Source organism: Pantoea phosphatilytica (assembly GCF_051025615.1).
Lineage (GTDB): Bacteria > Pseudomonadota > Gammaproteobacteria > Enterobacterales > Enterobacteriaceae > Pantoea.
Map to the genome: position 1 here is coordinate 1445867 of NZ_JBPFDF010000001.1, position 26371 is coordinate 1472237.

Here is a 26371-nt window from a genome sequence, read left to right on the forward strand (position 1 = left end):
AGCGGTATTAACCGCTGCTGGATGACTTCCACAATGCGAACAAACTTAAACGGCGTGTTTAACCTGTTCATCCAGCAGTTGTGGAAACATATCGGCAGGTTCTGCAGAAAGTTTACGTCTTTTTACGGCGCGTGATGGCGGCTGGCACAGGCTGCAGGTGAAGCTGCCAACTGGCTGATGCGCATGGTTAATAAAGCTGCCATTGCAGCACTTGCAATCCGCCAGCTCCAGCATGCCGCTTTCAACGAATCGGACCAGGGTCCAGGCGCGGGTCAGCGCCAACAGCGGGCCCTCGTCCGATTGCGGACATTGTTCAAGATATAACCGGTAGGCTTTGATCACAGCATCGACGCCGCTGCACAGTCCGGTTTTCAGCAAAAATTTCCACGCGTTGCAGAAAATCGAGGCGTGAATATTCTGCTCCCAGGTCATGAACCAGTCAGTCGAGAACGGCAGCATACCTTTTGGTGGCGGGCTGCCACGCAGCTCTTTATAAAGCTTAATTAATCGGCCACGGCTCAGCTGGGTTTCGCTCTCTAACATCTGCAGGCGCGCACCTAAGGTGATCAGTTCCATCGCCAGCTGAATATCACGGGCTTCCTGAACAATACTTTTTTCACTCATGACATCGCTCTCTTTTTAGCAGGCAGATCATCTTTAGACGCATTACGCAGTAAACCACTCGATAATAAAATACCGGTGTGGATTTGTTGTAAATCATCCACGCGCGATTCCTGTGTCAAACGATTGATCGCTGTGCTGTCGGTAAAACGGAACTGACAAACCAGTTGATTGGTTTCCGCCATTTTTACCATCTCAGGCAATGTTAATTCAGATAAGGCATTCGCCATTTTCTCATCGATTCCGAGGCGAAACATCGCAGAGGCTTTATCCTGGTTAATTAAACGCTGCGCGAGCAGTAAATAAGACAAGTTGAGGTCGTAAATATGTTTCAGTACTTCAGAGGTGCCCATTTTTTTCCATCCTGAGAGATGAGACGTAACTGTATCGCAGAAAATTATCTGCGGTTCGAGCTGCTGTTTATTAAATCAAAAGATGGCAAAGAAACCTTCAGCTAACCTTAATGCCATGCTTTCTGCCTTCTGTTTTTTGTGGGTTTCAGACCCACCGAAGGTCAAAAATCCATGCCATTTTATTTTCGAGTTCTGGTCACCTTCCGTGATGTCTTCTTACGTTTTTTAGGACTAATCCGAAAACAACGCAAATCTATATCGTCTGTTTTCGACATACAACGACAGCCAGATGAAATTTTAGATAAAGTGTGACGTAGATCACACTTTTAAGGCAAATTTCTTCAGCAACCCTTTACCATCGCTAACCTTCTGGTCAAATTCTGAGCAGAAATTTGCGTTTTTAAGTCCAATTTGTCCTGAGAAAGGTTTAATAGGGGGTAAATACAGCGTTATTCGACGCTTTAAACATGATGAAATGGATATCAGGTGTTAATCGTTTTATCACCCTATTTAGAACCAACTAATAAGAGATTGTCAGCATTTTATGCTGCACAGAGAGGTCGGTATTTACTGTTAAATTAGTCACTTAAAGGAAGTGTCGCGGAGCGTGAGTAATGAAAGCGTTAAGGTTTTAGCGGCAGTGTGGGGGGTTTCAGACAACCTGTTGTTAACAATTGCAGCAGAACGTTAAGGCTCCGGCAGCCTGTGTAACAAGGGTTTATATAAGAAAGATGAATGAATTAACAACAAGTTATGCTTCGCCTCTGTCTCTATCGGCAGCCTGGCGAAAAACTTGAGTAAAAAAGCTAAAGAAAGTGACCAGCCACGGGCGACAGGGGCTTGCAGCGATCCCTGCAGGAATCGGGCCACTCTGTGCCGCGCGTCACGGACGCAGTAAGGAACAGGGCGCTGGCAATGTGAAACAAAAAAGGGGGCGTGGGGCGAGAAAAGCAAACGGCAGCGGTATCACAGGATACCGCTGCCGCTGTCAGCCTAATCAGGCGAGTTTCGGGAAGGTCGCAACTTTGTTGGCGGTGTTATGATCCACACTGCGCGGATCGATGCGTTCCAGGTCTTTCAGGAAGCTCTCACGCCAGGCGGTAATGTCGTTCTTACGTAAAACGGCCATCATGTCGTTATAGCGGGAGATCCTTTCCGTACGCGGCATGGTGATCGCCTTATCCAGCGCAGCGGCCACCTCATCGCGGTCATAAGGATTGACGATTAACGCAGAGGTCAGCTCGTTGGCCGCACCGGCAAAGCGCGACAGCACCAGCACACCCGGATCGTCCGGGTCCTGCGCCGCCACATACTCTTTCGCCACCAGGTTCATACCGTCACGCAGCGGCGTGACCAGACCCACATCGGTCAGGCGGAAGATCTTCATCAGCAGGCGACGGTCAAAATGCTGGTTAAGGTAGTAGAGCGGGGTCCAGCCCAGCGTACCGTACTTACCATTGATGCGCCCTGCCTCGGTCTCCAGCTGATGACGGATATCCTGGTAGGCCTGCACATCTCCGCGTGAAGTCGGTGCAATCTGCGAGTAGCGGATTTTGCCACGGTGCTCCGGGTAGTTTTCCAGCAGGGCTTCATAGGCAAGAAAACGTTCCGGCAGACCTTTGGAGTAGTCGAGGCGTTCGCAGGCGATAATATTACGCGCATCACCCAGCTCTTTTTTCATTGCGGCCATTTTTGGCGGCAGCGGTCCTTCGGCCATCTCTTTAATACTGTCTGGCTCGATCCCGATCGGATAAACCTCAGTCATAAAGGTATTGCCAAAGGCGCGATGTTTTTTGTCGCCTTTGTTCTGCAACTGCGTCAGCTGGCTGACACTGTCCAGGAAGGCCACGCGATCCGATTCCGTCTGGAAGCCCAGCAGGTCATATTCACACAGCATCTCCAGCAGCTCTTTATGCGGCGGCAGCGCGTTGAATATTTCCGGGGTCGGGAAAGGAATGTGCAGGAAGAAACCGATACGGTTATTAATGCCTGCCCGACGCAGCGCGGCAGCGAAGGGTAAAAAGTGATAATCGTGGATCCAGACAATATCATCCGGCTTAATCAGCGGCTTTAAACGCTGCGCCACCGCGTCATTGACGTCACAGTAGCCTTCCCAGGCTTCACGCTGGAACTGCACCAGATCGAGACGATAATGGAAAGCGGGCCAGATGACCGTATTCGAAAACTGGCAATAATAGAGATCGTAATCGTTCTGGCTCAGCGGGAAGGAGGCATATTCGATACCTTCGTGCTCCTGGACTTTGACCTCTTCCTCTTCTTCGCCAGAGAACTCGCTGATTTCGCCGTTCCAGCCAAACCACAACCCACCGGTGCTTTTCAGTGCATCGAGAATGCCGACGGCCAGGCCGCCTGCGCTGGTTTTAGACCCATCTGGCATGGCGACACGGTTAGATACAACCACTAAACGACTCATAACCTAAACTCCTTACCGACGTTGTCTTGTTCTGATAGTAATAATGTTTTTTCCAGCCAGCCGTAAACCGCATTGACATCCTTCAGCCGGTAGTGCGCCTGCGTGGCACCCTCACCCACTTTGATGGAGATGCCCTGCCGGGCGTTCACGGCGGCAAAGCCCTTCTCATCTGTCAGATCGTCGCCGATAAAGACCGGCGTCCGTCCGGCAAACGGGGGCTGCTGCATAAAGTCGCTAATGGCAGCGCCTTTATCGATACCTTGCGGTTTAATCTCGACCACACATTTTCCCGGCTGGAGCGCCAGCCCCGGAAAACGTTTTACGGACTGTTCAGCCAGTCGCAGCACATCCTGTTCATGCTGCATCGCCTGGCGATAGTGAAGAGCAAAGGCCATGCCCTTAACTTCCAGCTGGGTGCCCGGCCAGGCGGCCATCGCATCCTGCAGTTCTGTCCTGAGTGCCTGCTCGACCTCAACAGGCAGGCTGATGCGCTGCAGCTGCCCTTCCGCATTACGGCGTTCAGCGCCGTGCACGCCCGCCGCCGGCCCCTGCCAGGGCGCGGCCAGCGCATCGAGTTGTGTAATGGGTCTGCCGGAAACCAGCGCAAGTGCGCCCTGCGCGTGGGCAGAAAGTTGCTGGAGTTGGGCGATAACCTGCTCAGGAATAAAGACCGCTTCGGGACGGGACTGAATTGCTGCCAGCGTTCCATCGACATCAAAAAAGAAGGCGTACTCTCCGCCCGCTAATGTCGGGTAACTGGGATGGGGGTCTGCCACCTGGTTCACGTCACTTCTCCTGAAATCGTATTGAATAAATCATTGAGTTAAAACAAGAATGTCCTGACGCAGTCAGGTCAGCAAGCGGGAAATTCTGAAAGGCGGTGATTGAGGGGTAAAACGTGGTACCTGGATAGATCACTCTCCTCAAACGTGCAAACGCGTTGCTGACAATACTGGCTAACTGAGAACACCTTTGCATTAAGTGTAGTCATTGACAGGGGTTACGCCAGAAATATGCAGTTTTTATGCCAGCCGCTGCGGTTAAATAAGCAGAAAATCGCTCCGTCAGCATGCGCTCTTTCAGAGGATGCCGCCGGTTCCGGTCCGCCAATGGCTGGAGTTCATTCTGTGCAGCGGGCTGTCCAGCAGGCCGCGCTCAATCCTTAAGGCTCTTAAGGTATTCCTAATATTGAAAGCGCACTCTCATGACACTTTTATTATTCTGGTTTCTGCTCACATGGCGTTTACCCTTAAAAGGCCGCTGATTAGCCGCCTCAGCTTGCTGATCGTCGCTGCGATCTACATCGCAGTATTTCTGAATATCGCCTATTACCGGCAGGTGCTGGCGGTGATGCCGCTGGATAGCCTTCACACCACGCTGGTATTTTTATCGATGCCGCTGGTCGCCTTCAGCGTCATCAATATCGTGCTTACCCTGGCCTCATTTCTCTGGCTGGACAGGCTGCTGGCCGCCCTGTTTATCCTGGTCTCCGCCTCGGCGCAGTTCTTTATTCAGACCTATCACATCGTGATCGATCGCTCGATGATCACCAATATGATGGATACCACGGCGTCAGAAACCTTTGCACTCATCACGCCGCAGCTGATTTTTACGCTGCTGACCTCTGGCGTACTGATGGCCCTGCTGGTGTTCTGGCCACGGGTGAAACGGCAGCAGTGGCGCGGGATGCTGGCACGCCTGCTCAGCGTGGTACTTTCGGCTGCGCTGATCGTGCTGGTCGCCCTGCTCTTCTACAAAGATTACGCCTCGCTGTTCCGCAACAACCGTGAACTGGTAAAAGCACTGAGTCCGTCGAACAGCATCGCCGCGACGCTCTCCTGGTATAAGCATCAGGAGTTGCAGAACGTACCGCTGGTGCGCATCGGTGAAGATGCGCATCTGCTGCCCGATCACAGCACAGGTAAACCTCAGCTCACCATTCTGGTGCTGGGCGAGACCTCGCGCGCGCAGAACTTCTCGCTGGGCGGTTATGCGCGGCTGACCAACCCTCTGCTGGCGAAAGATGATGTGATCTACTTCCCGCACACCACCTCCTGCGGCACGGCGACCGCAGTGTCGGTGCCCTGCATGTTCTCCAACATGCCGCGCGCCCACTACGACGATGTGCTGGCCGCCCATCAGGAGGGGCTGCTGGATGTGATTCAGCGTGCCGGGATCCGCGTGTTGTGGAATGAGAATGACGGGGGCTGTAAAGGCGCCTGCGATCGGGTTCCGCATCAGGATATGACCAGCCTGAATCTGCCCGGCATGTGTATCGATGGCGAATGCTATGACGATGTCCTGTTCCACGGTCTGGAGACGTACATCAGCCAGCTGAAGGGCAACGCGGTGATTGTGCTGCACACGATTGGCAGCCACGGGCCAACTTACAGCCATCGCTATCCGCCGCAGCTGCGTCAGTTTGCCCCGACCTGTGACACCAATCAGATTCAGGATTGCTCGCAGCAGCAGCTCATCAACACCTATGACAACACGATATTAAACGTGGATCACATTGTTGATAAGGCCATCGGCATCCTGCGTGCGCATCAGGATCGCTTTACCACCAGCCTGGTCTATCTTTCTGATCACGGGGAATCGCTGGGCGAAAATGGTGCCTATCTGCATGGCCTGCCCTACGCTATCGCCCCGGACACGCAGAAACATGTCCCGCTGCTGCTCTGGCTGTCACAGGATTATCAGCAACGTTTCACGGTTAACCGCAGCTGTCTGAACAAACTGGCCGCGACAGACGATTTCTCTCAGGATAATCTGTTCTCCACCCTGCTGGGATTAACCGGCACCGCAACCCACGAATATGTGCCTGCGGATGATATTTTGACATCGTGTCGGAGCCAACCTTAATGAAGATACTGATTGTTGAAGATGACGCCCTGCTGCTGCAGGGGCTGATGCTGGCGCTGGAAGGTGAAGGCTATGTCTGCGACGGCGTGTCGCGGGTGCGCGATGCCGAGGCGCACTTTGCCAGCGGCCTCTACAGTCTGGTGGTGCTGGATCTGGGTCTGCCCGACGAGGATGGGCTCCATTTCCTGATCCGTCTGCGGCGGCAGAAGAAGATGACGCCGGTGCTAATCCTGACCGCGCGCGACACCATCAGTGAGCGCATCGCCGGACTTGACGCAGGCGCTGACGACTATCTGATTAAACCGTTTTCGCTGGATGAACTGCTGGCGCGGATCCGCGCCCTGATCCGTCGTAACGTCAATCAGGGTGACACTCAGGTGAGAGTGGGCGCACTGGCGCTGGATATGACGCATCGTCAGATCTCGCTCAGCGATGTGTTACTGGACCTGACGCCTAAAGAGTTCGCGATTCTGTCACGCCTGATGCTCAAGGCCGGCAATCCGGTGCACCGCGAAATTCTCTATCAGGATATCTACAACTGGGAAACTGAGCCTTCGACCAATACCCTGGAAGTGCATATCCATAATCTGCGCGACAAGATTGGCAAAAGCGCCATCCGCACCGTGCGCGGCTTTGGTTATGCGCTGGTCACGCAGGATGCGCTTCGTGAGGCAACATGATAAGACGTTTCGATCATCGCAGTATGCGCTTTCGCCTTATTCTGACCATTGGCCTGATCCTGCTGGTGTTCCAGGTGATCAGCGTGGTCTGGCTCTGGCACGAGAGTAAAGAGCAGATTCAGTTTCTGGTGGAAGCGCATCTGCAGAAGCGCAATATGGACAGCAACGTCGAGCGCGAAGTCCGCGAAGCCGTGGCCAGCCTGGCGGTGCCGAGTCTGGTGATGATCACCCTGACCCTGCTGCTCTGCTATCAGGCGGTGAAATGGATCACCCGGCCGCTTTATCGCCTGCAGAGAGAACTGGAAAGCCGCAGCGAAGAGAATCTCGACCCGGTGGCCTGCCACAGCCAGGTACATGAGATCGACGCGGTTACCCAGGCGATCAACCAGCTGGTGGCCCGTCTGAACAGCAGCCTGGAGCGTGAGCGCCTCTTTACCGCCGATGTGGCGCACGAGTTGCGCACGCCGCTGGCCGGTCTGCGCCTGCATCTGGAGTTAATCGAACGTCACAGCGATGTCAAAGTTCAGCCGCTGGTTCAGCGGCTGGATCAGATGACCCACAGCGTGTCGCAGCTGCTGAGTCTGGCGCGCGCCGGACAATCCTTTACCTCCGGCACCTATCAGAACGTGGGGCTGATTGAAGATGTGATTCTGCCGATGGAGGCGGAGCTGAGCATTATGCTGGAGGCGCACAAGCAGACGCTGCTGTTCGACCTGCCGCAGGAGCAGTTTGTCCGCGGTGATGCGACACTGCTGAAGATGCTGCTGCGGAATCTGGTGGAGAACGCCCATCGTTACAGCCCGGAGAACAGCACCATCAGTGTGCATCTGCTCGCGTCACCGCAGCCGATGATGGTGGTGGAAGATCAGGGACCGGGGATCGATGAGAGTAAAAGTGGCGAACTGAGCAAAGCTTTTATCCGGATGGATAGCCGCTATGGCGGGATAGGTCTCGGGCTGAGCATCGTCAGCCGCATCGTCCAGTTACACCGGTTTCAGTTTTTCCTGGAGAACCGTCGCGATCAAAGCGGCTGTCGGGCCGTGGTCCGGTTTTAGGCGCTGAACCAGGCCGAGAGAAACAGAACGACCGTCGCGGCGGCAATCAGCAGTGCAGCATATTCGCTGACCGGACGCGGGGTGGTAACAGGCAGGTCAGCAGAGACAGTTTTCATGGCATCCTCCTCAGTTGGAGCAGGCATTATCGCGACTGCATATTAAGGAAACCTTAAGCTCAGGATGCTGCCGCGAAAATGGCGGTAAACCGTCCGTCTAACCCGCCACCCGCCTGCTGCATCCGAAGCGTGCTCTACACTTAATGGCTACGTTCCGTTGACGGAGTGACGCTATGAGCCCGCGCATGCACAAATATGCTTTTCCGGTCAGTAAAGCCCGCAAATATCTGGAACCTGGTCCGGTGCTGCTGCTCAGTTCGCAGTATCAGGACCACCATGACATCATGACCCTCGGCTGGCACACCGTGCTGGAGTTTTCGCCCTCCCTCGTCGGCTGTATGATCGCGGGGGTAAATCACAGCCATGAGCTGATCCGCCACAGCGGCCAGTGTGTCCTGAATATCCCCTCCGCCTCGCTGATTAATGAAGTGGTTGCCATCGGCAACAGCCACGGCGATCGGCTGGATAAATTCAGCGCCTTTAACCTGACGCCGGAACCGGCCCAGGTGGTGAACGCGCCGATGATCGCCGAATGTTTTGCCAGCTTCGAATGTCAGCTCTATGACGACGCGATGGTGGACCGCTATAACCTGTTTGTTTTTGAAATTGTCAAAGCACATGTCGCTGAACAGCCGGAGTACCCCGCGACCCTGCACTACACCGGCGAAGGCCGGTTCAGCGTGATGGGCGATAAAATGCTGGATAAGAGCGGCGATTTTAAACCTGAGATGCTGTTTTAGTTGAAAGCCCGTTATCCCGCCCCCATTCAACTCTTTCGACCTGACAGGAGTAAAATATTATGGCAATCGAATATGCAGTGATCGCAGGTGGCTGTTTCTGGTGCACCGAAGCCGTGTTTAAGGATGTGATTGGCGTTGAGTCAGTGGAAAGTGGCTATACCGGCGGCGCCCGGCCTAATCCTACCTATGAGCAGGTCTGCAGCGGCGCCACCGGTCATGCCGAAGCGATTCGTATTGGCTTTGACCCGGAGAAAGTGAGCTTCGGCGATCTGCTGGATATCAGCTTCGTAACGCATGATCCGACGCAGCTTAACCGTCAGGGTAACGATATCGGCACGCAGTATCGCTCGGCGATTTTTCCGGCCAATGCGGAACAGGAAGCGGAAGCGCGCGCCGCCATTGCTCGCGCTCAGGCGGACCATGAGGTGCCGATAGTCACCACCATTGAGCCGCTGAAAGAGTGGTATCCTGCCGAAGCCTATCACCAGGATTACTGGGAAGGTGCAGGCCAGCGCAACGGCTACTGCATGGCGGTGATCCCGCCCAAGCTGCAGAAACTGCGTAAAAGTTTCGCTAACCGCGTAAAAAGCTGATTCACCGGGGGGACATCGTGCGGTCAGTTACGCCGCGGATGTCGCCCTCATGCGATCTTTATCGCTGGCCTGGACCGCGTAACGCTGAAGATTTCGGCAGAGAAAGGCGTATAAATCAGCGGTTTTGCAGTGTGGCAAATCGATTCGTACAGAGCTTAAGCGAATAGATCAAAAGAAAAAAATAGTGCTTGACCGTTTTCAGCCGACTCCCTATAGTAGCGCCCCGTTGACCCAGCGCGGTCAGCGAAGTAAATGTGGTGAGGTGTCCGAGTGGCTGAAGGAGCACGCCTGGAAAGTGTGTATACGGCAACGTATCGGGGGTTCGAATCCCCCTCTCACCGCCACATTCTGAAGAAGAGCCTGAACGAAAGTTCAGGCTTTTTTTTGCATATTGCACTGCGAGAGGGGGTGAGAAGCCCCGCCGGGGTTCGACAGCGCCACGCGCTGGACAGCGGAGCCTGCGACGCTGCCCGCAGGGTGAGCGCAGCGAATCCATCCCCCTCTCACCGCCACATTCCAAAGAAGAGCCTGAACGAAAGTTCAGGCTTTTTTTTGCATATTGCACTGCGAGAGGGGGTGAGAAGTCTGTCTGCTTAAGGGGCTTCCGCGCAGCGGGCCACCGAATCCCGGCTTACCAGCGTCCCCTGATGCGAAAACAGGATGCTCTCTTCAGGCCGCAAAATAATTTCCATCGCGTCACGGATCATCTCATCTACTGGAACATGAATGGTCGTTAAGGAGGGCGTGTAGTACTTTCCTATCACCGCATCATCGAAACCAGCAAGCGAGATCGCTTCCGGCACGCTTTTACCCGCCTCCTGAAAGGCTTTTGCCAGACCAATCGCCATATCGTCATTGGCGGCCAGCACACAGGTAAACGCCACGTTCCGCCCCAGCAGCTCACATCCGGCCGCGTAACCGCTCCCGGTACTCCAGGCACCCTGCACCACCAGTTGCGGATCCAGACTGATGCCCGCCTTCTGCAGCGCATGACGGTAGCCCGCTAAACGCTGCTCGCCGGTCGGTGAGCCAGGGCTTCCCGTGACAAAGGCGATCCGGGTATGTCCCAGCGCCAGTAAATGCGCCATCATCTCTTCACTGCTCCGCCGGTGATCAGTAAACACGCAGCGATTGCGGTTTCGGATGAGTTCGCGGTTGATTACCACTATCGGCGTCTGGTTCTCATCAATAATCTCATCCAGTTCGCTGACCGACAGATATTTGGGATAGATCATGATGGCTTCGCAGCGCAGTTCAAGGAGTAATCCAATCGCCCCACGCTCATCCTGCGCACTGTGTTTCCCGTCCGCAAGCACCAGCTGGCGGTTGTGTTTTTCGCTGAGGGTGGCCGCCTGATAAACCATCCCCGAAAAGAACGGGCCGTTGTAGAGCGCGTTGGTAATGACCAGCCCGATCGAATGGGTGGCATTATTGGACAGATTACGCGCCAGTCGATTGGGCCGATAGCCGGTCTCCGCCACCGCCTGCAAAATTCTGGCTTTCACCTCTTCCCGCACAAAGACTTTGCCGCTCAGTGCGCGTGAAACGGTCGCTTTGGACACGCCGGCCAGTCTGGCGACATCCAGTATGGTTACCATTCAACACCTCAATCAATGGATGAGTCACATCAGGCCCGTCTGAACCAGTGAATAGAGCGCCAGGAGACGCGCAGCCGTTGAAGCCTGCGCATCCCGCCCTGGCGTGTAGACGTTTATGCCAGCGACATCAGAGGCACACCAGTGCTGACAGCCCCCTGAGACCGATACTTCGTCAACGTGAATGCCTCGCTGTTCACGACCAGAACCGGCGTCGTCAGGTCATAACCTTGGCGTTCGATACTGGCTTGATCAAACTCAAGCAGTGGCGTTCCCGCGCTGACCACGTCGCCCTCTTTCACTAACGGATGAAAATGTTCGCCCTGCAGCTCAACGGTATTTAAGCCAACATGGATCAGTAACTCCGCACCATTTTCGCAGACTAAGCCAATGGCATGATGCGAAGGAAGCAGTGTTGCGACCGTCGCTTTGCACGGCGCCACCACCTTCCCCTCGTCAGGCTTAATCGCGAGTCCGTCGCCCAGGAATTTCCTGGCAAAGGTTTCATCCGCCACGCTCTCCAGCACAACAACGTTGCCTTTTAACGGGCTGAGGATGTCCATGCCGCCGGATAATGCGGCGTCCGGGGCGGTCCGGGTTCTGACCTCTGGTGACGGGATCGCGTTCTCATTGACGGGATCGTCAAAACCTACAAACTGCACCATCAGAATCGTCAGTACAATCGTGGTCCCGGCACCTGCCAGCTCACCCATAAACGACATGGGCGCCGCAGGGCTGATGGCATTAACCAGCGTAAACAGGCCCGGCAATGCTGCATAGGCGTAGTAGAGGCTGCCGAACAGGCTGGCAACCACCGCCCCGATCGCTCCACCGATGCAGCCACAAATAAAGGGTTTTTTAAACCGCAGCGTCACGCCATAAATGGCCGGTTCGGTGATACCGAAAACAGCGGTAATACCGGCAGACAGGGAGGTAGCTTTTAACTGCGTGTTGCGGGTTTTCAGGAACACGCCAAATACGGCGGCCATCTGACCGATAACCGCAATCGTCTGGTAAGCCTGAAAAGAGTCATACCCCTGCGTGTCGAAGTTCGCCATGATGACGGGCGTAATGCCCCAGTGAACCCCAAAAATAACGATAATCTGCCACACCCCACCAATCACCGCCGCCGCCACTGGCGGAGCCGCCTGGAACAGGGCGTTGTAACCACCCGCGACACCCATTGCGGCCCAGGTGGTAATCGGACCGATCACAATCAGCGTCAGCGGTACGATAACCACAAAACAGATCAGAGGCGTAAAGAGCGGGCTGACCACCTCTGGTATCCACTTCTCCACACGGCGTTCAAACAGGGAAAGCGCCCAGACCAGAAACAGCGGCGGTAAAACCGACGAGGTGTAGACCGTTTCGGAGAGTGGAAAGAAGAGGAAACGGATACTCTCCCCGCCGGCGATCCGTCCGGCCAGGGTCGCCCAGTCCGGACTGATCAAGGCACAACAGCAGAGTACGGCAATAAAGGGATTACATTTGAAATGCCGGGCTGCCGTCATGCCGATAAAGACCGGCAGAAAAGCGAACGGGGTCCAGGACATAAAGTTGAGCACAGCGAAGGTGCCCGTCGTTTTGACATCAGCATCAATCAGCGTGACAACAATCAGCAGCCCCTGCAGGATCCCTGCCGCCGCCAGGATATAAACGATAGGAGCGAAGACTGCCGACATAGTGGCGATCACTGCATCCAGCCTGCGCGTTTTCGTCGGCTGGCTGTCAGCGGGGCCACTCTCTTTCACCAGGCCCGACATCGCATTAAAGAGATCGGCGACATGTGTGCCGATAACCACCTGAAACTGCCCACCGCTCTCCACCACCGCAATCACGCCCGGCAGACTCTGTACCTTCTGCTTCGCTTCCGTCGGGGTTTCATTCAGCACCAGCCTCAGGCGGGTGGCACAGCGACTGAAACTGACGATATTCTTCTCCCCACCCACTTCCCGGAGGATGTCACTGGCTAACCTGTTGTAATCCCTGATAACAGCCATGCAGTTTTTCCTTCTTCATTCAGTAATTGCGTCTCACAAAAGGCGAGACTGCCTCTGTAGCTATCCGGAACAATGACCATGCAACCGGTTTCACCGTACCCCGTAACAGCAGCCATGCAACCGGTTTCATAAGAATGTGGGAGTCACTTCACCTATTTCATGGCAGGTAAAGCGCAGATCTGTGATCGGATCGATCTGTGCGCGTTAACGCGGCTCTCCCTGCGTCAGCAGCAACGCCGTGAGAGACGAATATCGCTGAGCTATCCGGGAGAAAGGGGTTAAAGGCGGTTTCAGCGGCGGACTGAAATCATCACGCCCGGCTGGAGGGGCCACGTAAAAACCGGAAGCTGCCCGGCGAAAAGAACGCTTTTCATTGACGCTGACGGCGTTCAGCCTGACGCTTCTGACCGTGAAAACTTACTGCGATTAAAAAAAGAAAACCCGGCCGGAGCCGGGTTTGGGCGCTACACTTCTTACTCAATCAAACGCTAGCTATACGCGTGCAGGGTGCGCTGACACAGCGCAGACCGCACACAATCCTCTTTGCCGAAGCGGACAATGCCAACCATCTCGTCCTCTTCAAAACGCGCCAGCGCGTCCGCGAGACCAGAAGGCACCCCAGCGGGCAAGTCGCACTGGGTAATATCGCCGTTAACGATGACCGTGACGTTTTCGCCCAGTCGGGTCAGGAACATTTTCATCTGCGCGGCGGTGACGTTCTGCGCCTCATCCAGAATCACCACGGCATTTTCAAAAGTACGTCCTCGCATATAGGCGAAGGGCGCAATCTCGACCTTGGCGATTTCCGGACGCAGACAATATTGCATAAATGATGCGCCAAGACGTTTAACCAGAATGTCATAGACCGGACGGAAATAAGGGGCGAATTTCTCAGAAATATCACCGGGCAGGAATCCCAAATCCTCATCTGCCTGAAGTACCGGGCGCGTAACAATAATCCTGTCGATATGCTTATGAATCAGGGCCTCAGCCGCTTTCGCGGCGCTTATCCAGGTTTTACCGCATCCGGCTTCACCGGTTGCGAAGATCAGCTGCTTGGTTTCTATGGCGTTAAGATAGTGCGCCTGAGCTTCATTACGGGCCTCAATCGGTAAGCGGTCACGCGTGTCGCGCGCCATGCCGATTGCGTCCAGTCCACTCATATGCACCAGCGAAGTGACCGACTCTTCTTCACGCTGACGGTGACTCCGCGAGTCACTGCGAAGCACTCTTCTTGCTTCACGACGTGCTTTGATCACTGCTTTCTGTCTTCCCATAGTGGCACCTTTCAGTTGGTTTCATTTCCCGCGTCAGGCGCGTAGCCCGTTGCGATTACGTGAACGCTTTAGAGGTTTCAGTTGGCTTCCTTCAGAGCCATGACAGAACAGGATAATGGGTATGCAGCCGCGCACAGACGTTGCTGAACACCGGATAATACAGGTTGCATAACAAAAGAAAGGGTTGAAGAAAGGGAGAGATTACGAGGCAGAATTGCCCTCGCGTTCAGGCGCAATTTATTTAACGGCAGTGACTTTCCAGAAAAGAATCGACCCATGCGCGAACTCCAGTGTGATACAGCAACACATCCGATTACGCCTGTTTAATAAAGTGCACCATTTTGTTGGGCCTTTGCAACTCTAATTTTATCTGCTGGCAAAGGAATTGCTAATCGCAGGTAAACATTTCTTTTTCGATAAAATGTAAAACTGAATAATTACAATGTCTTGGTTTATTTCGGGGTGGCTGACAATCTGTGTAATCTCAGTAAAAACTCACCGCGTCACGCGCATAAACCGGTAATGACGGGCGGCCGGTCAACGGCACGCCCGTTGTGATGATATTTTAATCAGGCTTCCAGCAGCGACTGCCCTAAATAATGGCTCGCGTCGGGGACGCCGGGCAGCGCAAAAAAATAACCGCCGCCAAAAGGCCGGATATATTCTTCCAGCGCCTCACCATTCAGACGCTGCTGAACCGTGAGAAAGCCGCGCTCCAGATCGTGCTGATAGCAGACAAACAGCAGGCCCATATCCAGTTGTCCGGCGGCGGAGATCCCTGCCGAGTAACTGTAGCCACGGCGCAGCATCAGACTGCTGGCTGTCTCCGGCGTTCGGGGATTGGCGAGACGGATGTGGGCATCCAGCGCGATCACCTCGCCGTCCGGGTCTCGGGCGTAATCCGGCACGTCATGTTCATGCTGCATTCCCAGCGGTGCGCCGCTCAGCTTCTCCCGGCCAAAGATAGTCTGCTGCTCACCCAGCGGGGTGCGGTCCCACATTTCCACATGGAAGCGGATTAATCGCACAGCCTGATAGCTGCCGTCGCGCGCCCAGGCGGGCTCCTGCTGATCGGCCGTTACCCAGAGCAGCTGATTCATCAGCGCCGGATCGCGGGTATCGGGGTTGGCCGTGCCATCTTTGAAACCCAGCAGGTTGATCGGCGTCTCCTGCCCCTGACTGCGCGCAGCATGTTCAGAGATAAAGCCTTCACGCCGCCAGCGTACGCCGAGCAGGTCAGGCGTGTGTTTGATGATGTCACGCAGAGCATGGATCACCGTATCCTGGGTGTTGGCGCAGATCTGCAATAGCAGGTCGCCATGACACTGGCTGGCATCAAGCGAATCGTTAGGAAAGCGCGTCATCGGCTGCAGCTTTGCCGGCTTGTGCGGGGCCAGCCCGAAACGTTCGTCAAACAGGGAGTGACCCACAGAAACGGTTATCGTCAGGTTATCCGGCGCGATCGTCGGCCCCAGAATGCCGGAATCCATCGGCGGCAGCTGCGGATTTTTCACCACCGGTGCCGGTCCGCCGTGGGTCAGAAAGGCGATGCGCTGGGTCAGCAGACGAAACAGACGCACCAGCTCCGCCTTATCGCTGCTGAGCAGGTCAAACGCCACCAGCATCATTGAGGCCTGCTGCGGCGTCGTGATGCCCGCCTGATGCTGACCGTAAAACGGCTGACTCTGCTGCCGTGCCTGCGGTGTGACGGTGCCCGGTGAAAAATTATCAGCGCGGGCGGCGTGGAACGGACAGCCACCGCCCAGGGCCGCTGCGCCGCCCAGCAGCCCCAGCCCTTTTAATAAACGACGACGCGCAGGCTGCGCGTCATCTTCCTTACGACTCATGATTAATCCAGACCCAGAGTGCCACGAAGTAATGAAAGATCTTCCGCCAGCGCGGTGATCGGCCCTTTCAGCGCATTACGGTCGGCGCTGGTCAGTTTCTCGTAAGATTCGAAGCCGCTAGCCGTGCGGTACTTGCTCAGTATCGCATCCACTTTCTTAAAGTTAGCATCCACTTTCGCCAGCAACGCCGGGTTCTCTTTACCGATCAGCGGACGCAGCAGTTCAACAATTTTCTGCGCGCCGTCGATGTTGGCCTGGAAGTCCCACAGGTCGGTGCGGCTGTAACGATCTTCCTCACCGGAAATTTTGCTGGAGGCCACCTCTTCGATCAGGCCCGCTGCACCGCCGACCACTTTGGCTGGCGGAAAGGCGAGTTCGCTGATGCGCACCTGCAGATCTTTGACATCTTTATTAAGCTGGTCCGCATAGTCTGCCATGCCCTGGGTGCTGTTATCCCCGAAGAGGGCCTTCTCCAGACGGTGGAAACCGGTGAATTTGGGATCGGCGGCTTTCTTCTCATAATCATCCTCGCGGGCATCAATGCTGCCGTCGAGGTCAGAGAAGAGTTCAGCAATTGGCTCAATACGCTCATAGTACTGGCGGGTCGGCGCAAACAGGGCTCTGGCTTTTTCTGTGTCACCCGCTTTCACCGCATCCGTAAAGGCCTGCGTGCTGCTCACCAGCTGGCTGACCTGCCCGGTAACGTAAGCTTTATAGGCGGTGATCGGCCCTTCAAGCTGCATACGCGCCGAGGTGGCGCCTTTGGCCGCCCCCTCGCCCGCTTCGACGATTAGCTTACCTTTGGGGTTGCTCAGCAGGCCGCAGGTCATCTCATATTCGCCCGGCTCCAGCGTGGCGGTCAGCTTCTGACTGAAGCCCGGCGCGATGTTTTCACGCTCTTCAACCACCAGTACCCCTTTCAGGATCTCCCACTCCAGCGCCTTCTGGCTGTTGTTCTTAATCAGGAACTGGGTTTTACCAGCCTTGACCGTCAGGCGCATCGGCTCACACTGCCTGTCGTTGACGCTTACGGTGACCTGAGGAACCGCCGCGGCCGCCGAAGCGGAGATCGCCAGCAGAGGAAGTAGCAGTGCCTTGCGGCGGAAACGCATTGTCATCTCTCTTTCCCTATCACGTTGCGGGCACAAGGTGCGCCCGTTAAATGGTGCATTACACAGTGGCCGACGCAGCAGGTCGCGCAGGCATGAAAAACAGAATCAGCGCCGGAATCAGGTAGACGACGTAGAGGGTCACTTCACTGACGCTGGGTGCCTCCTGATACCCCAGTACCCCTTCCAGCAGGGTGCCAAACAGCGAATGGGTCGATAAGGTATTGCTGAGATCAAAGGCCACCTCCTGAAAGTGGTTCCACAACCCGGCCTCGTGGAAGGCGCGAATCGCCCCCGCCGCCAGGCCCGCCGCCACAAACAGGATGAAAACGCTGGTCCAGCGGAAGAAATGCGCCATGTTCAGGCGAATCCCGCCCCAGTAGAGCAGCATGCCCAGCACCACCGCCGTCGCCAGCCCGAGCACGGCCCCCATCGGCGGCGCATAGCCCACGTCCTGGGTAAAGGCGGCCAGCAGGAAGAACACCGACTCCAGCCCTTCACGCGCCACGGCCAGAAACACCATCAGCACCAGCGCCATCCCGCCACGACCTGAACGCTGCAGTGCCTGATCGACTGCCTGCTCCAGCTCCACGCGGATGTTGCGCGCCACCCTGCGCATCCAGAAAACCATAGAGGTCAGGATCACCACCGCAATCAGCGCCACGATGCCTTCAAACAGCTCCTGCTCTTTTTGCGGAAATTCGCCCGTGGTGGCATTGATGAACAGCCCCAGGCCCAGGCAGAGCGCGGCGGCGATAAATACGCCAGCCCACATGGCCGGAAACCATTGGGTACGCTGGGTGCGTTTGAGGTAGCTGGCGATGAGGCTGACAATCAGAGCGGCTTCGATGCCTTCACGCAGCATGATGAGAAAGGGAACAAACATTGCCAACCTCTTGAATGTTAAGCAGCGTCAATCAACAGTAAAATCAGGTAAAGCGTAAACGATACCGATTATCATTATCGCTACAAAAAAAACAAGTTACCGGCGGAGATAATTTCATCTTTGGGTGATTTATCTTTGCAATAAAAAGGCCCGCCCTTTGCGGGGCGGGCCTGATAGTCTGTAGCCTGGCTTATTTCGCCTGATACTCCGCTTCCGCTGCAGCAAAGCGCTGCTGCGCAGCCGCTGAAGGTTCACGGCCCATCAGGCTGAAAAGAACAATCGCGATGCTGGCGAAAATGAAGCCCGGAATGATTTCATACAGTCCCAGCCAGCCATACTGTTTCCACACCAGTACGGTCAGGGCACCGACAATCATCCCCGCCAGCGCGCCGTTGCGGTTCATGCGTTTCCAGCAGACACCAAACAGGACAACCGGACCGAAGGCGGCACCAAAACCTGCCCAGGCGTAGCTTACCAGGCCCAGGACCCGGTTTTCCGGGTTGGAGGCGAGTGCAATCGCAATCAGCGCCACCAGCAGCACCATCAGACGCCCTACCCACACCAGCTCTTTCTGACTCGCCTTCTTACGCAGGAAGCCTTTGTAGAGATCTTCAGTCAGCGCACTGGAGCAGACCAGCAGCTGACAGCTCAGGGTGGACATCACGGCCGCCAGAATCGCGGAGAGCAGAATGCCGGCAATCCACGGGTTGAAGAGGATACGCGCCAGCTCGATAAAGACCCGCTCGGCGTTGGCGTTCACGCCAGCCGCCAGCGCCGGGTTATTCTGAAAGTAGGCGATACCAAAGAAGCCCACCGCCACGGCACCGGCCAGGCAGAGCACCATCCACGCCATACCGATGCGACGCGCCGTGCGGATAGAGCGATGCGAATCGGCCGCCATGAAGCGCGCCAGAATATGCGGCTGACCAAAGTAGCCCAGGCCCCAGCCCAGCAGCGAGATGACCGCCACGAAGTTCAGGCCCTTCAGCATGTCGAGGTTTTCCAGGCTCTTCGCCTGAATGACCGCCATCGAATCTGACCAGCCGCCGACCGCGATGATCACAAAGACCGGCGTCAGGATCAGCGCAAAAATCATCAGGCTGGCCTGCACGGTGTCGGTCCAGCTCACCGCCAGGAAACCGCCAATCAGCGTATAGAGAATGGTTGCAGCGGCACCAGCCCACAGGGCGGTCTCATAACTCATGCCGAAGGTGCTCTCAAACAGACGCGCACCAGCGACCACGCCCGAGGCACAGTAGATAGTGAAAAACACCAGAATGACGATGGCAGAGATGACCCGCAGAATTTTACTGTGATCCTCAAAGCGGCTGGTAAAGAAGTCCGGCAGGGTCAGCGCGTTGTTGTGATGTTCGGTCTGCACCCGCAGACGACCCGCAACAATTTTCCAGTTAAGCCAGGCCCCGATCGTCAGACCAATTGCAATCCAGCTTTCTGAGATACCGGAGATGAAGATGGCACCAGGCAATCCCATCAGCAGCCAGCCGCTCATATCGGATGCACCGGCAGAGAGTGCCGTGACCACGCTACCCAGACTGCGGCCACCCAGGATGTAATCGTCGAAGTTTTTGGTTGAGCGGTAGGCAGCAAAACCAATTAACACCATCCCAAGTATGTAAACTACAAAGGTCACCAGCATTGGTGTACTTACACTCATCTGTCTCTCCACTTATTATTTGATATCCCAGAGAAATCGCCAGCCGCCCGTCTGCCGGAACGGGGCAGCGCGGGCCGATTTTCTGTGTCAGGGGTCACTCATTTCCCAGCGGCGCGGTATCCTGCCGGAAAGCCGGAGCGCGCACAATGGATTTAACACAGGCGTTACAGTGATTTCACTAACCAGATGTTAAAACGTGCTCAGAGGTTGCACTCGCTCACAGTTATCTGGTTGCACCCGGGTTTTACCTGCCGAGAACCCGCTGTTTAACGGGCCTGCAAACCTGGCGAGGATCTTGCAGCAAGATTCATGCCGCATTGTCGGATTTAACATTTGACCACGTTAAAAGGGTGTTAACTGGCTCACATTTAACAAGGTTGCACAAAGTTGCAACTTAAGTGATAGTGCAGCCAACGCCGTATCGAACCACTATTAAGGAGCTCTGGAGTCATGGGTACAACCACCATGGGTGTAAAACTGGATGACGCAACGCGTGAGCGCATCAAACTGGCTGCGCAGCGTATTGATCGCACGCCACACTGGCTGATTAAACAGGCGATCTTTACCTATCTGGGCCAACTGGAAACCGGCGACAGTCTGCCAGAGATCCCCCTTTCTGCTCAGGCGGCCACTGAGGCTGACGACATCCAGCCCGAGGAGATGCACCAGCCGTTCCTCGACTTCGCAGAGCAGATTTTACCTCAGTCCGTGATCCGCTCTGCCGTGACTGCCGCGTGGCGTCGCCCGGAGACCGATGCGGTGCCGATGCTGCTGGAGCAGGCCCGTTTACCGGCGGCGCTGGCAGAGAAAACTCACCAGCTGGCTTACCAGCTCGCCGACAAGCTGCGGCACCAGAAAGGTGCAACCGGACGCGCCGGTATGGTGCAGAGCCTGCTGCAGGAGTTCTCTCTCTCCTCTCATGAAGGCGTGGCGCTGATGTGCCTGGCCGAGGCGCTGCTGCGTATTCCTGACAAGCCAACGCGCGATGCGCTGATCCGTGACAAGATCAGCAACGGCAACTGGCAGTCGCATCTGGGACGCAGCCCCTCTCTGTTTGTCAACGCAGCCACCTGGGGCCTGCTGTTTACCGGTCGTCTGGTTTCGACTCACAACGAGTCAAACCTCTCCAGCTCGCTGAACCGCATTATCGGTAAAGGGGGCGAGCCGCTGATCCGCAAAGGCGTGGATATGGCGATGCGTCTGATGGGTGAGCAGTTCGTCACCGGCGAAACGATTGCGGAAGCCCTGGCGAACGCCCGCAAGCTGGAAGAGAAAGGGTTCCGCTACTCCTATGACATGCTGGGTGAAGCGGCGCTGACGGCTGGTGATGCCAAAGCCTACCTGCTCTCTTATCAGCAGGCGATCCACGCGATTGGCAAAGCCTCAAATGGCCGCGGCATCTATGAAGGCCCGGGTATCTCCATCAAGCTCTCCGCCCTGCACCCCCGCTACAGCCGTGCGCAGTATGAGCGCGTCATGGAGGAGCTCTACCCGATTCTGAAATCGCTGACGCTGCTGGCCCGCTCCTATGACATCGGCATCAACATCGATGCCGAAGAGGCCGACCGTCTGGAGCTGTCACTGGATCTGCTGGAGAAGCTCTGTTTCGAACCGGAGCTGGAAGGCTGGAACGGTATCGGCTTCGTCATTCAGGCCTACATGAAACGCTGCCCGTTTGTGATTGATGAACTGATCGATCTGGCGCAGCGCAGCCGTCGTCGCCTGATGATTCGTCTGGTGAAAGGGGCCTACTGGGACAGCGAAATTAAGCGCGCGCAGATGGAAGGACTGGAGGGTTATCCGGTTTACACCCGCAAGGTCTATACCGACATCTCTTACCTGGCCTGCGCCCGTAAGCTGCTATCTGTACCGAGCCTGATCTATCCACAGTTTGCCACGCACAACGCCCACACTCTGGCGGCAATTTATCAGCTGGCGGGCAATAACTACTATCCGGGTCAGTATGAGTTCCAGTGTCTGCACGGAATGGGCGAACCGCTTTACGAGCAGGTCGTCGGCAAAGTGGCGGACGGCAAACTGAACCGTCCCTGCCGCATTTACGCGCCGGTCGGTACCCATGAAACCCTGCTGGCCTATCTGGTTCGCCGCCTGCTGGAGAATGGCGCGAACACCTCCTTTGTTAACCGCATCGCCGATACTTCGCTGCCAATCGATGAGCTGGTGGCCGATCCGGTCAGCGCCGTTGAAAAGCTGGGCGTCAGCGAAGGCACCATTGGCCTGCCGCATCCGAAGATCCCGCTGCCGCGCGAACTCTACGGTGAAAACCGCGTGAACTCAGCGGGACTGGATATGGCTAACGAGCATCGTCTTGCCTCCCTCTCCAGCGCCCTGCTGAGCAGCGCCGCACAGCCCTGCCTGGCTGAACCGATGATCGAGGGGGAAGCCGGTGCCGGTGAACTGCGTGACGTTCTGAACCCGGCTGCGCCGAACGATCGGGTTGGTCAGGTACGTGAAGCGACGGAGCAGGAAGTCTCCCTGGCGCTGGATGCTGCTGTGAACAGCGGGCCGATCTGGTTCGCCACACCGCCGCAGGAGCGTGCGGCCATTCTGGAACGTGCTGCACAGATCATGGAAGGCCAGATGCAGCAGCTGATCGGCATCCTGGTGCGTGAAGCGGGCAAGACCTACAACAACGCCATCGCCGAAGTGCGTGAAGCGGTAGATTTCCTCTATTACTACGCCGGGATGGTACGTGACGATTTCGACAACGAGACGCACCGTCCGCTGGGTCCGGTGGTCTGTATCAGCCCCTGGAACTTCCCGCTGGCGATCTTCACCGGTCAGATTGCTGCTGCACTGGCTGCGGGCAACAGCGTGCTGGCAAAACCGGCCGAGCAGACGCCGCTGATTGCGGCACAGGCGGTTCAGATCCTGCTGGATGCGGGTGTACCCGCTGGCGTTCTGCAGCTGCTGCCGGGTCAGGGTGAAACCGTGGGCGCGCAGCTGACCGGCGACGATCGGGTTCGCGGCGTTATGTTTACCGGCTCGACGGCGGTCGCGACTCTGCTGCAGCGCAACCTGGCCGGTCGTCTTGATCCACAGGGTCGCCCGACGCCGCTGATTGCAGAAACCGGCGGCATGAATGCCATGATCGTTGACTCTTCCGCACTTACCGAGCAGGTGGTAGTCGATATCGTCGCATCAGCCTTCGACAGTGCCGGACAGCGCTGCTCGGCGCTGCGTCTGCTCTGTATTCAGGAAGATGTGGCTGACCATACGCTGAAGATGTTGCGTGGTGCGATGGCAGAGTGCCGCATGGGCAATCCGGAGCGTTTCTCAACCGACATCGGCCCGGTCATTGATGCCGAAGCGAAAGCCAATATCGACCGCCATATTCAGGCGATGCGCAATAAAGGCTTTACCGTTTATCAGGCGGTGCAGGATAACCCGCAGGACAGTAAAGAGTGGAACAGCGGCACCTTTGTGAAACCCACCCTGATTGAACTGAATCAGGTCAGCGATCTGGACAAAGAGATCTTTGGTCCGGTGCTGCACGTCGTGCGCTTCAGCCGCACCGCGCTGCCTCAGGTGATCGATCAGATTAACGCCTCTGGCTACGGTCTGACGCTGGGTGTCCACACCCGTATCGATGAGACCATCGCCCAGGTCACGGCAAATGCCCGGGTCGGTAACCTTTACGTTAACCGTAACATGGTAGGCGCGGTGGTCGGCGTGCAGCCGTTTGGCGGCGAAGGTCTGTCTGGCACAGGTCCGAAGGCCGGTGGTCCGCTCTACCTCTATCGACTGCTGGCTCATCGCCCGGATAGCGCACTGCGTCTGACCTTTGATCGTCAGGATGCGGAGCGTCCGGCAGACAGTACGCTGCGCCAGTCTCTGCTGGCTCCGCATCAGGCGTTGAGCCTCTGGGCGAAAGAGAAGCCCGCCCTGGCTGAGCTGTGCCAGCACTACGGCGAACTGGCCCAGGCGGGCGTCGTCCGGCTGCTGCCTGGCCCGACCGGCGAACGTAACACCTTCTCGCTGTTGCCTCGCGATCGGGTACTCTGCCTGGCGGACAACGAGCAGGATGCGCTGATCCAGCTGGCTGCGGTCACCAGCGTCGGCAGTAAAGCCCTGTGGCAGGATGATGAGCTGCATCGCGCCTTACTGACCTCGCTGCCGGATGCGGTTAAGGCCCGTATTAAACTGGCGCGCGATCCGTTAGCGGCAGAGTTTGATGCGGTGATTTATCACGGCGATGCCGATCAGTTGCGCGCCCTGTGTGAACAGATCGCGGCGCGTGACGGCGCGATTGTGTCGGTGCAGGGCTTCGCCCGCGGCGAGACGAATCTGCTGCTGGAGCGTCTGCTGATTGAACGTTCGCTGAGTGTGAATACCGCTGCGGCAGGCGGCAATGCCAGTCTGATGACTATCGGGTAATGGGGAAATAAAGGGGCGGTGGGCGAACGGGAATTTTTGTTCGCCTGGGCAGCGGTGCAGAGTTGCTGCCTGAACGGGGTATCCTGAACGGGGTATGGTGCGGGTTTCGTTCGCCTGGTGGATTGGGCAGTTTCAGGCCCGCTTCAGCAGGCGACCGACAAGGGGGCGCCAGTCGCCGCGCCCCCTTGCCCCCGGGCTCCGGCCTGCATCACCGCCGATTCGCGGTCCCTTCGCTTCTTCCGGATTTCTCACGGACCGGCGGGACGCGCCATCCCTGGCGCGAACCCGCCTCTTCGCGACATCGCTGTCGCTCGTCCTGAAATCCCTCATCCGCTCAGCGGTTCTGACGGCCTCCCTCCCCCGCTGTTATTTCTTCTTCTGACTTTCGGTCTTTCATCGCGGTAAGTCTTCTGCCTTGCGGTGACTTTGGTTCTGACTCAATCAGGGGCACGCACTATTCCTGCATGTGCCCATCATCATATTCAGTGCTTTTGCTGGCGTTGCCGATAGCGGAGCTGGCTACAACTCTGTCAGACAACGCTGCACGTCAAAAACACTATGAACTTACAGGCGGGGATTGGGAGAGGCGTCCGCAGCGCCGAGGAACAACCGGAGGCCAGGATGAGCCGACAGGACGTCGGCGAAAGGACGGTTCGCGCCAGGGATGGCGCGTCCGGACGGTCCGTCGGCCGCAGGGCGTGACGAGGGCACCCCGCGAAGCGGGGCGCGAAGGCAGCCGGACGCCGGGATTGTTAAGGGGCGGGCGTCCGCCCCCTGACGCGTCCGCCCGCACGGGCAACCTGAAACTTCCGCTCGCATGGCGGGCGAAACCCGCTCAGGGTACATCTGCTGCCATCCCAAACCCGCTCAGGGTAAATCTGCTGTCATCCGAAACCCGCTCAGCGCCAGCCTGTTACCACAATCCCGTGCTATCCCCGGCTCACGCCGCCAGGCGTCCTTTTCAGCAGCGTCGGGAAGACAAACAGCGACTGACCGACACCGCGATTGGTCAGCGACCAGATCGCTACCGAACTGAGTGAACAGAGTCCCACGATGGCCACCGGATAAAAACAGGCCCAGAGCCATGAAAACCACGCCTGCTCAAACAGATGATGCCGCTGCGCAAACTGAATCGCGGTCATACCAAAGAACTCGATAAAAATACGATGCAGGACGTAAATCTGTAGCGTATTGCGCCCTACCCAGTTGAGATAACGCATACTGAAGTGCTGATTCAGCCAGCGGCAGGCGGCGATACTGAACAGCACTGCCAGCACGCAGAGGAACAGACTCTTATCCAGACCGAATATCACATGAATACCGGCCACCGCCGCCAGCACCGCCCAGGGTACCAGATTCTCCCGGTGCCATTCACTCAGGCGCAGCATGGCCTGGCTCCAGAACGCACCTAGCAGGAAGAAGAGGAAATATTGCGCCAGACTCTGGGGTCCCCAGTAAGGGATCACTTTTTCCACCGCCAGATAATTCAGCAGCACCGCTACCGCCACCAGGGCCAGCTTATATTCACGGAAAATTTTGGCACAGAGGAAATAGATCCCGAGCCCATACAGATACCATGAGGTACTCATGGCCATAAAGGTCAGCCGGAGAAATTCCCACAGCGAACCGGCATAGGCAGCATTAAGATTCTGCGAAATACGCTGGCCGGTTATTTCTGTCGAGATACCAACGATTGACCACCATTGAATAAATCCCCACAGAATATAGAGATAAAAGAGATTAGTGATGCGACTGGTAAAGACCTGTTTCCAGGGACGGTTAACAATACCGTTGGTCGCCAGTAATCCCGACACAAAGAAAAAGGCGGGCATCCGTAATGGCGACAGGACCGTATTAAACTGTACCCATATTTCGGCAGGGATCCAGCCGGCAGAGAGATATTTCAGTGTGCCTTCGAAACCGGGCAGTACCGTGTGATAAAGCACTACCAGCATGATGCAGGCGCCTTTGAGGGTGTCCACCCACAGTATCTTGTCTGACTTGGTCTGATTCATTCAATGACTCCTGCTGTGTAGGTCAGAAGAGTGAAAAGTCAAAGCGAGGAAATCACTATTGCTTTATCGTTATCCGGCAATTATTCGCCTTTGAAAGGTTGATGAATGTAGC

18 protein-coding genes, 1 tRNA gene and 1 other RNA gene are annotated in these 26371 nt (G+C 56.3%); 8 read left to right on the top strand and 12 right to left on the bottom strand.

Translation table 11 applies throughout. The features are described 5' to 3' along the window. Nucleotides 1-45: 45 nt before the first annotated feature. The 4 genes from flhC to otsB form a co-directional block, all read right to left on the bottom strand. Nucleotides 46-624 carry a flagellar transcriptional regulator FlhC gene (gene flhC, locus ACR6AS_RS07120; protein ID WP_111141564.1) on the bottom strand — a complete coding sequence of 193 codons (579 nt, stop codon included), beginning with the start codon at nt 622-624 and terminating at the stop codon, nt 46-48. Continuing rightward, a complete protein-coding gene (flhD, locus tag ACR6AS_RS07125) occupies nt 621-974 on the bottom strand; it encodes a flagellar transcriptional regulator FlhD (protein ID WP_111141566.1) in 354 nt (117 codons plus the stop codon). The genes flhC and flhD overlap by 4 nt, the downstream gene beginning before the upstream one ends. Before the next feature lie 997 nt (nt 975-1971). Beyond that, nucleotides 1972-3408 carry an alpha,alpha-trehalose-phosphate synthase gene (gene otsA / locus ACR6AS_RS07130; RefSeq protein WP_111141568.1) on the bottom strand — a complete coding sequence of 479 codons (1437 nt, stop codon included), beginning with the start codon at nt 3406-3408 and terminating at the stop codon, nt 1972-1974. Then, nucleotides 3405-4193: a trehalose-phosphatase gene (gene otsB / locus ACR6AS_RS07135; RefSeq protein ID WP_111141570.1), complete on the bottom strand. Its 789-nt coding sequence runs from the start codon at nt 4191-4193 to the stop codon at nt 3405-3407. Before otsB ends, otsA begins: the two co-directional genes overlap by 4 nt. Before the next feature lie 451 nt (nt 4194-4644). Between otsB and eptA the strand changes: the two genes are divergently transcribed. The 7 genes from eptA to ACR6AS_RS07170 all read left to right on the top strand — a co-directional run bounded on the left by eptA (nt 4645) and on the right by ACR6AS_RS07170 (nt 9969). Beyond that, nucleotides 4645-6273, top strand: a complete 1629-nt coding sequence (gene eptA, locus ACR6AS_RS07140) for a phosphoethanolamine transferase EptA (RefSeq protein ID WP_434161576.1) — start codon at nt 4645-4647, stop codon at nt 6271-6273. Then, nucleotides 6273-6953 carry a two-component system response regulator PmrA gene (gene pmrA, locus ACR6AS_RS07145; protein WP_111141572.1) on the top strand — a complete coding sequence of 227 codons (681 nt, stop codon included), beginning with the start codon at nt 6273-6275 and terminating at the stop codon, nt 6951-6953. The genes eptA and pmrA overlap by 1 nt, the downstream gene beginning before the upstream one ends. Then, nucleotides 6950-8008 (top strand): two-component system sensor histidine kinase PmrB, encoded by a 1059-nt coding sequence (pmrB, locus tag ACR6AS_RS07150; protein WP_288475427.1) that lies wholly within the window; start codon nt 6950-6952, stop codon nt 8006-8008. The genes pmrA and pmrB overlap by 4 nt, the downstream gene beginning before the upstream one ends. Nucleotides 8009-8297: 289 nt before the next feature. Then, entirely contained in the window at nt 8298-8864 is a 567-nt protein-coding gene (locus ACR6AS_RS07155) for a flavin reductase family protein (RefSeq protein WP_199560035.1), read from the top strand. Between the two features lie 59 nt (nt 8865-8923). Next, nucleotides 8924-9457, top strand: a complete 534-nt coding sequence (gene msrA / locus ACR6AS_RS07160) for a peptide-methionine (S)-S-oxide reductase MsrA (RefSeq protein WP_111141576.1) — start codon at nt 8924-8926, stop codon at nt 9455-9457. A 256-nt stretch (nt 9458-9713) separates the two neighbouring features. Further along, a tRNA-Ser gene (locus tag ACR6AS_RS07165) sits at nt 9714-9801 on the top strand. A gap of 44 nt (nt 9802-9845) precedes the next feature. Further along, nucleotides 9846-9969, top strand: a non-coding RNA gene (locus ACR6AS_RS07170) — RtT sRNA. 81 nt (nt 9970-10050) lie between these two features. On the opposite strand, the gene ACR6AS_RS07175 is transcribed toward ACR6AS_RS07170, so the two are convergent. The 7 genes from ACR6AS_RS07175 to putP all read right to left on the bottom strand — a co-directional run bounded on the left by ACR6AS_RS07175 (nt 10051) and on the right by putP (nt 19846). Beyond that, nucleotides 10051-11055 carry a LacI family DNA-binding transcriptional regulator gene (locus ACR6AS_RS07175; protein WP_293771375.1) on the bottom strand — a complete coding sequence of 335 codons (1005 nt, stop codon included), beginning with the start codon at nt 11053-11055 and terminating at the stop codon, nt 10051-10053. Between the two features lie 113 nt (nt 11056-11168). Next, nucleotides 11169-13052 carry a glucose PTS transporter subunit IIA gene (locus ACR6AS_RS07180; protein ID WP_367395561.1) on the bottom strand — a complete coding sequence of 628 codons (1884 nt, stop codon included), beginning with the start codon at nt 13050-13052 and terminating at the stop codon, nt 11169-11171. Nucleotides 13053-13540: 488 nt separating this feature from the next. Further along, nucleotides 13541-14329, bottom strand: coding sequence for a phosphate starvation-inducible protein PhoH (gene phoH, locus ACR6AS_RS07185; RefSeq protein WP_293771381.1), 789 nt, complete (start codon nt 14327-14329; stop codon nt 13541-13543). A 569-nt stretch (nt 14330-14898) separates the two neighbouring features. Next, entirely contained in the window at nt 14899-16176 is a 1278-nt protein-coding gene (efeB, locus tag ACR6AS_RS07190; protein WP_367395562.1) for an iron uptake transporter deferrochelatase/peroxidase subunit, read from the bottom strand. A gap of 2 nt (nt 16177-16178) precedes the next feature. Continuing rightward, on the bottom strand, nt 16179-17294 hold the full coding sequence (gene efeO, locus ACR6AS_RS07195) for an iron uptake system protein EfeO (RefSeq protein ID WP_293771388.1): 1116 nt from the start codon (nt 17292-17294) through the stop codon (nt 16179-16181). A 52-nt stretch (nt 17295-17346) separates the two neighbouring features. Further along, a complete protein-coding gene (efeU, locus tag ACR6AS_RS07200) occupies nt 17347-18171 on the bottom strand; it encodes an iron uptake transporter permease EfeU (RefSeq protein WP_111141951.1) in 825 nt (274 codons plus the stop codon). 190 nt (nt 18172-18361) lie between these two features. Beyond that, a complete protein-coding gene (gene putP, locus ACR6AS_RS07205) occupies nt 18362-19846 on the bottom strand; it encodes a sodium/proline symporter PutP (RefSeq protein ID WP_293771395.1) in 1485 nt (494 codons plus the stop codon). Nucleotides 19847-20296: 450 nt separating this feature from the next. Here putP and putA point away from each other — a divergent pair, with 450 nt between their 5' ends. Next, nucleotides 20297-24244 (top strand): trifunctional transcriptional regulator/proline dehydrogenase/L-glutamate gamma-semialdehyde dehydrogenase, encoded by a 3948-nt coding sequence (putA, locus tag ACR6AS_RS07210; RefSeq protein WP_434161580.1) that lies wholly within the window; start codon nt 20297-20299, stop codon nt 24242-24244. Between the two features lie 929 nt (nt 24245-25173). On the opposite strand, the gene ACR6AS_RS07215 is transcribed toward putA, so the two are convergent. Then, on the bottom strand, nt 25174-26259 hold the full coding sequence (locus ACR6AS_RS07215; protein ID WP_434161581.1) for an acyltransferase family protein: 1086 nt from the start codon (nt 26257-26259) through the stop codon (nt 25174-25176). Between the last annotated feature and the right edge of the window lie 112 nt (nt 26260-26371).

Excerpts from the sequence above, each read along its gene's own strand:
- flhD (WP_111141566.1), bottom strand. The coding sequence starts at position 974 with ATGGGCACCTCTGAAGTACTGAAACATATTTACGACCTCAACTTGTCT.
- eptA (WP_434161576.1), top strand. The coding sequence starts at position 4,645 with ATGGCGTTTACCCTTAAAAGGCCGCTGATTAGCCGCCTCAGCTTGCTG.
- pmrA (WP_111141572.1), top strand. The coding sequence starts at position 6,273 with ATGAAGATACTGATTGTTGAAGATGACGCCCTGCTGCTGCAGGGGCTG.
- putP (WP_293771395.1), bottom strand. The coding sequence starts at position 19,846 with ATGAGTGTAAGTACACCAATGCTGGTGACCTTTGTAGTTTACATACTT.
- efeO (WP_293771388.1), bottom strand. The coding sequence starts at position 17,294 with ATGACAATGCGTTTCCGCCGCAAGGCACTGCTACTTCCTCTGCTGGCG.
- flhC (WP_111141564.1), bottom strand. The coding sequence starts at position 624 with ATGAGTGAAAAAAGTATTGTTCAGGAAGCCCGTGATATTCAGCTGGCG.
- msrA (WP_111141576.1), top strand. The coding sequence starts at position 8,924 with ATGGCAATCGAATATGCAGTGATCGCAGGTGGCTGTTTCTGGTGCACC.
- pmrB (WP_288475427.1), top strand. The coding sequence starts at position 6,950 with ATGATAAGACGTTTCGATCATCGCAGTATGCGCTTTCGCCTTATTCTG.
- ACR6AS_RS07155 (WP_199560035.1), top strand. The coding sequence starts at position 8,298 with ATGAGCCCGCGCATGCACAAATATGCTTTTCCGGTCAGTAAAGCCCGC.
- putA (WP_434161580.1), top strand. The coding sequence starts at position 20,297 with ATGGGTACAACCACCATGGGTGTAAAACTGGATGACGCAACGCGTGAG.
- efeB (WP_367395562.1), bottom strand. The coding sequence starts at position 16,176 with ATGAGTCGTAAGGAAGATGACGCGCAGCCTGCGCGTCGTCGTTTATTA.
- phoH (WP_293771381.1), bottom strand. The coding sequence starts at position 14,329 with ATGGGAAGACAGAAAGCAGTGATCAAAGCACGTCGTGAAGCAAGAAGA.
- otsA (WP_111141568.1), bottom strand. The coding sequence starts at position 3,408 with ATGAGTCGTTTAGTGGTTGTATCTAACCGTGTCGCCATGCCAGATGGG.
- ACR6AS_RS07180 (WP_367395561.1), bottom strand. The coding sequence starts at position 13,052 with ATGGCTGTTATCAGGGATTACAACAGGTTAGCCAGTGACATCCTCCGG.
- efeU (WP_111141951.1), bottom strand. The coding sequence starts at position 18,171 with ATGTTTGTTCCCTTTCTCATCATGCTGCGTGAAGGCATCGAAGCCGCT.
- ACR6AS_RS07215 (WP_434161581.1), bottom strand. The coding sequence starts at position 26,259 with ATGAATCAGACCAAGTCAGACAAGATACTGTGGGTGGACACCCTCAAA.
- ACR6AS_RS07175 (WP_293771375.1), bottom strand. The coding sequence starts at position 11,055 with ATGGTAACCATACTGGATGTCGCCAGACTGGCCGGCGTGTCCAAAGCG.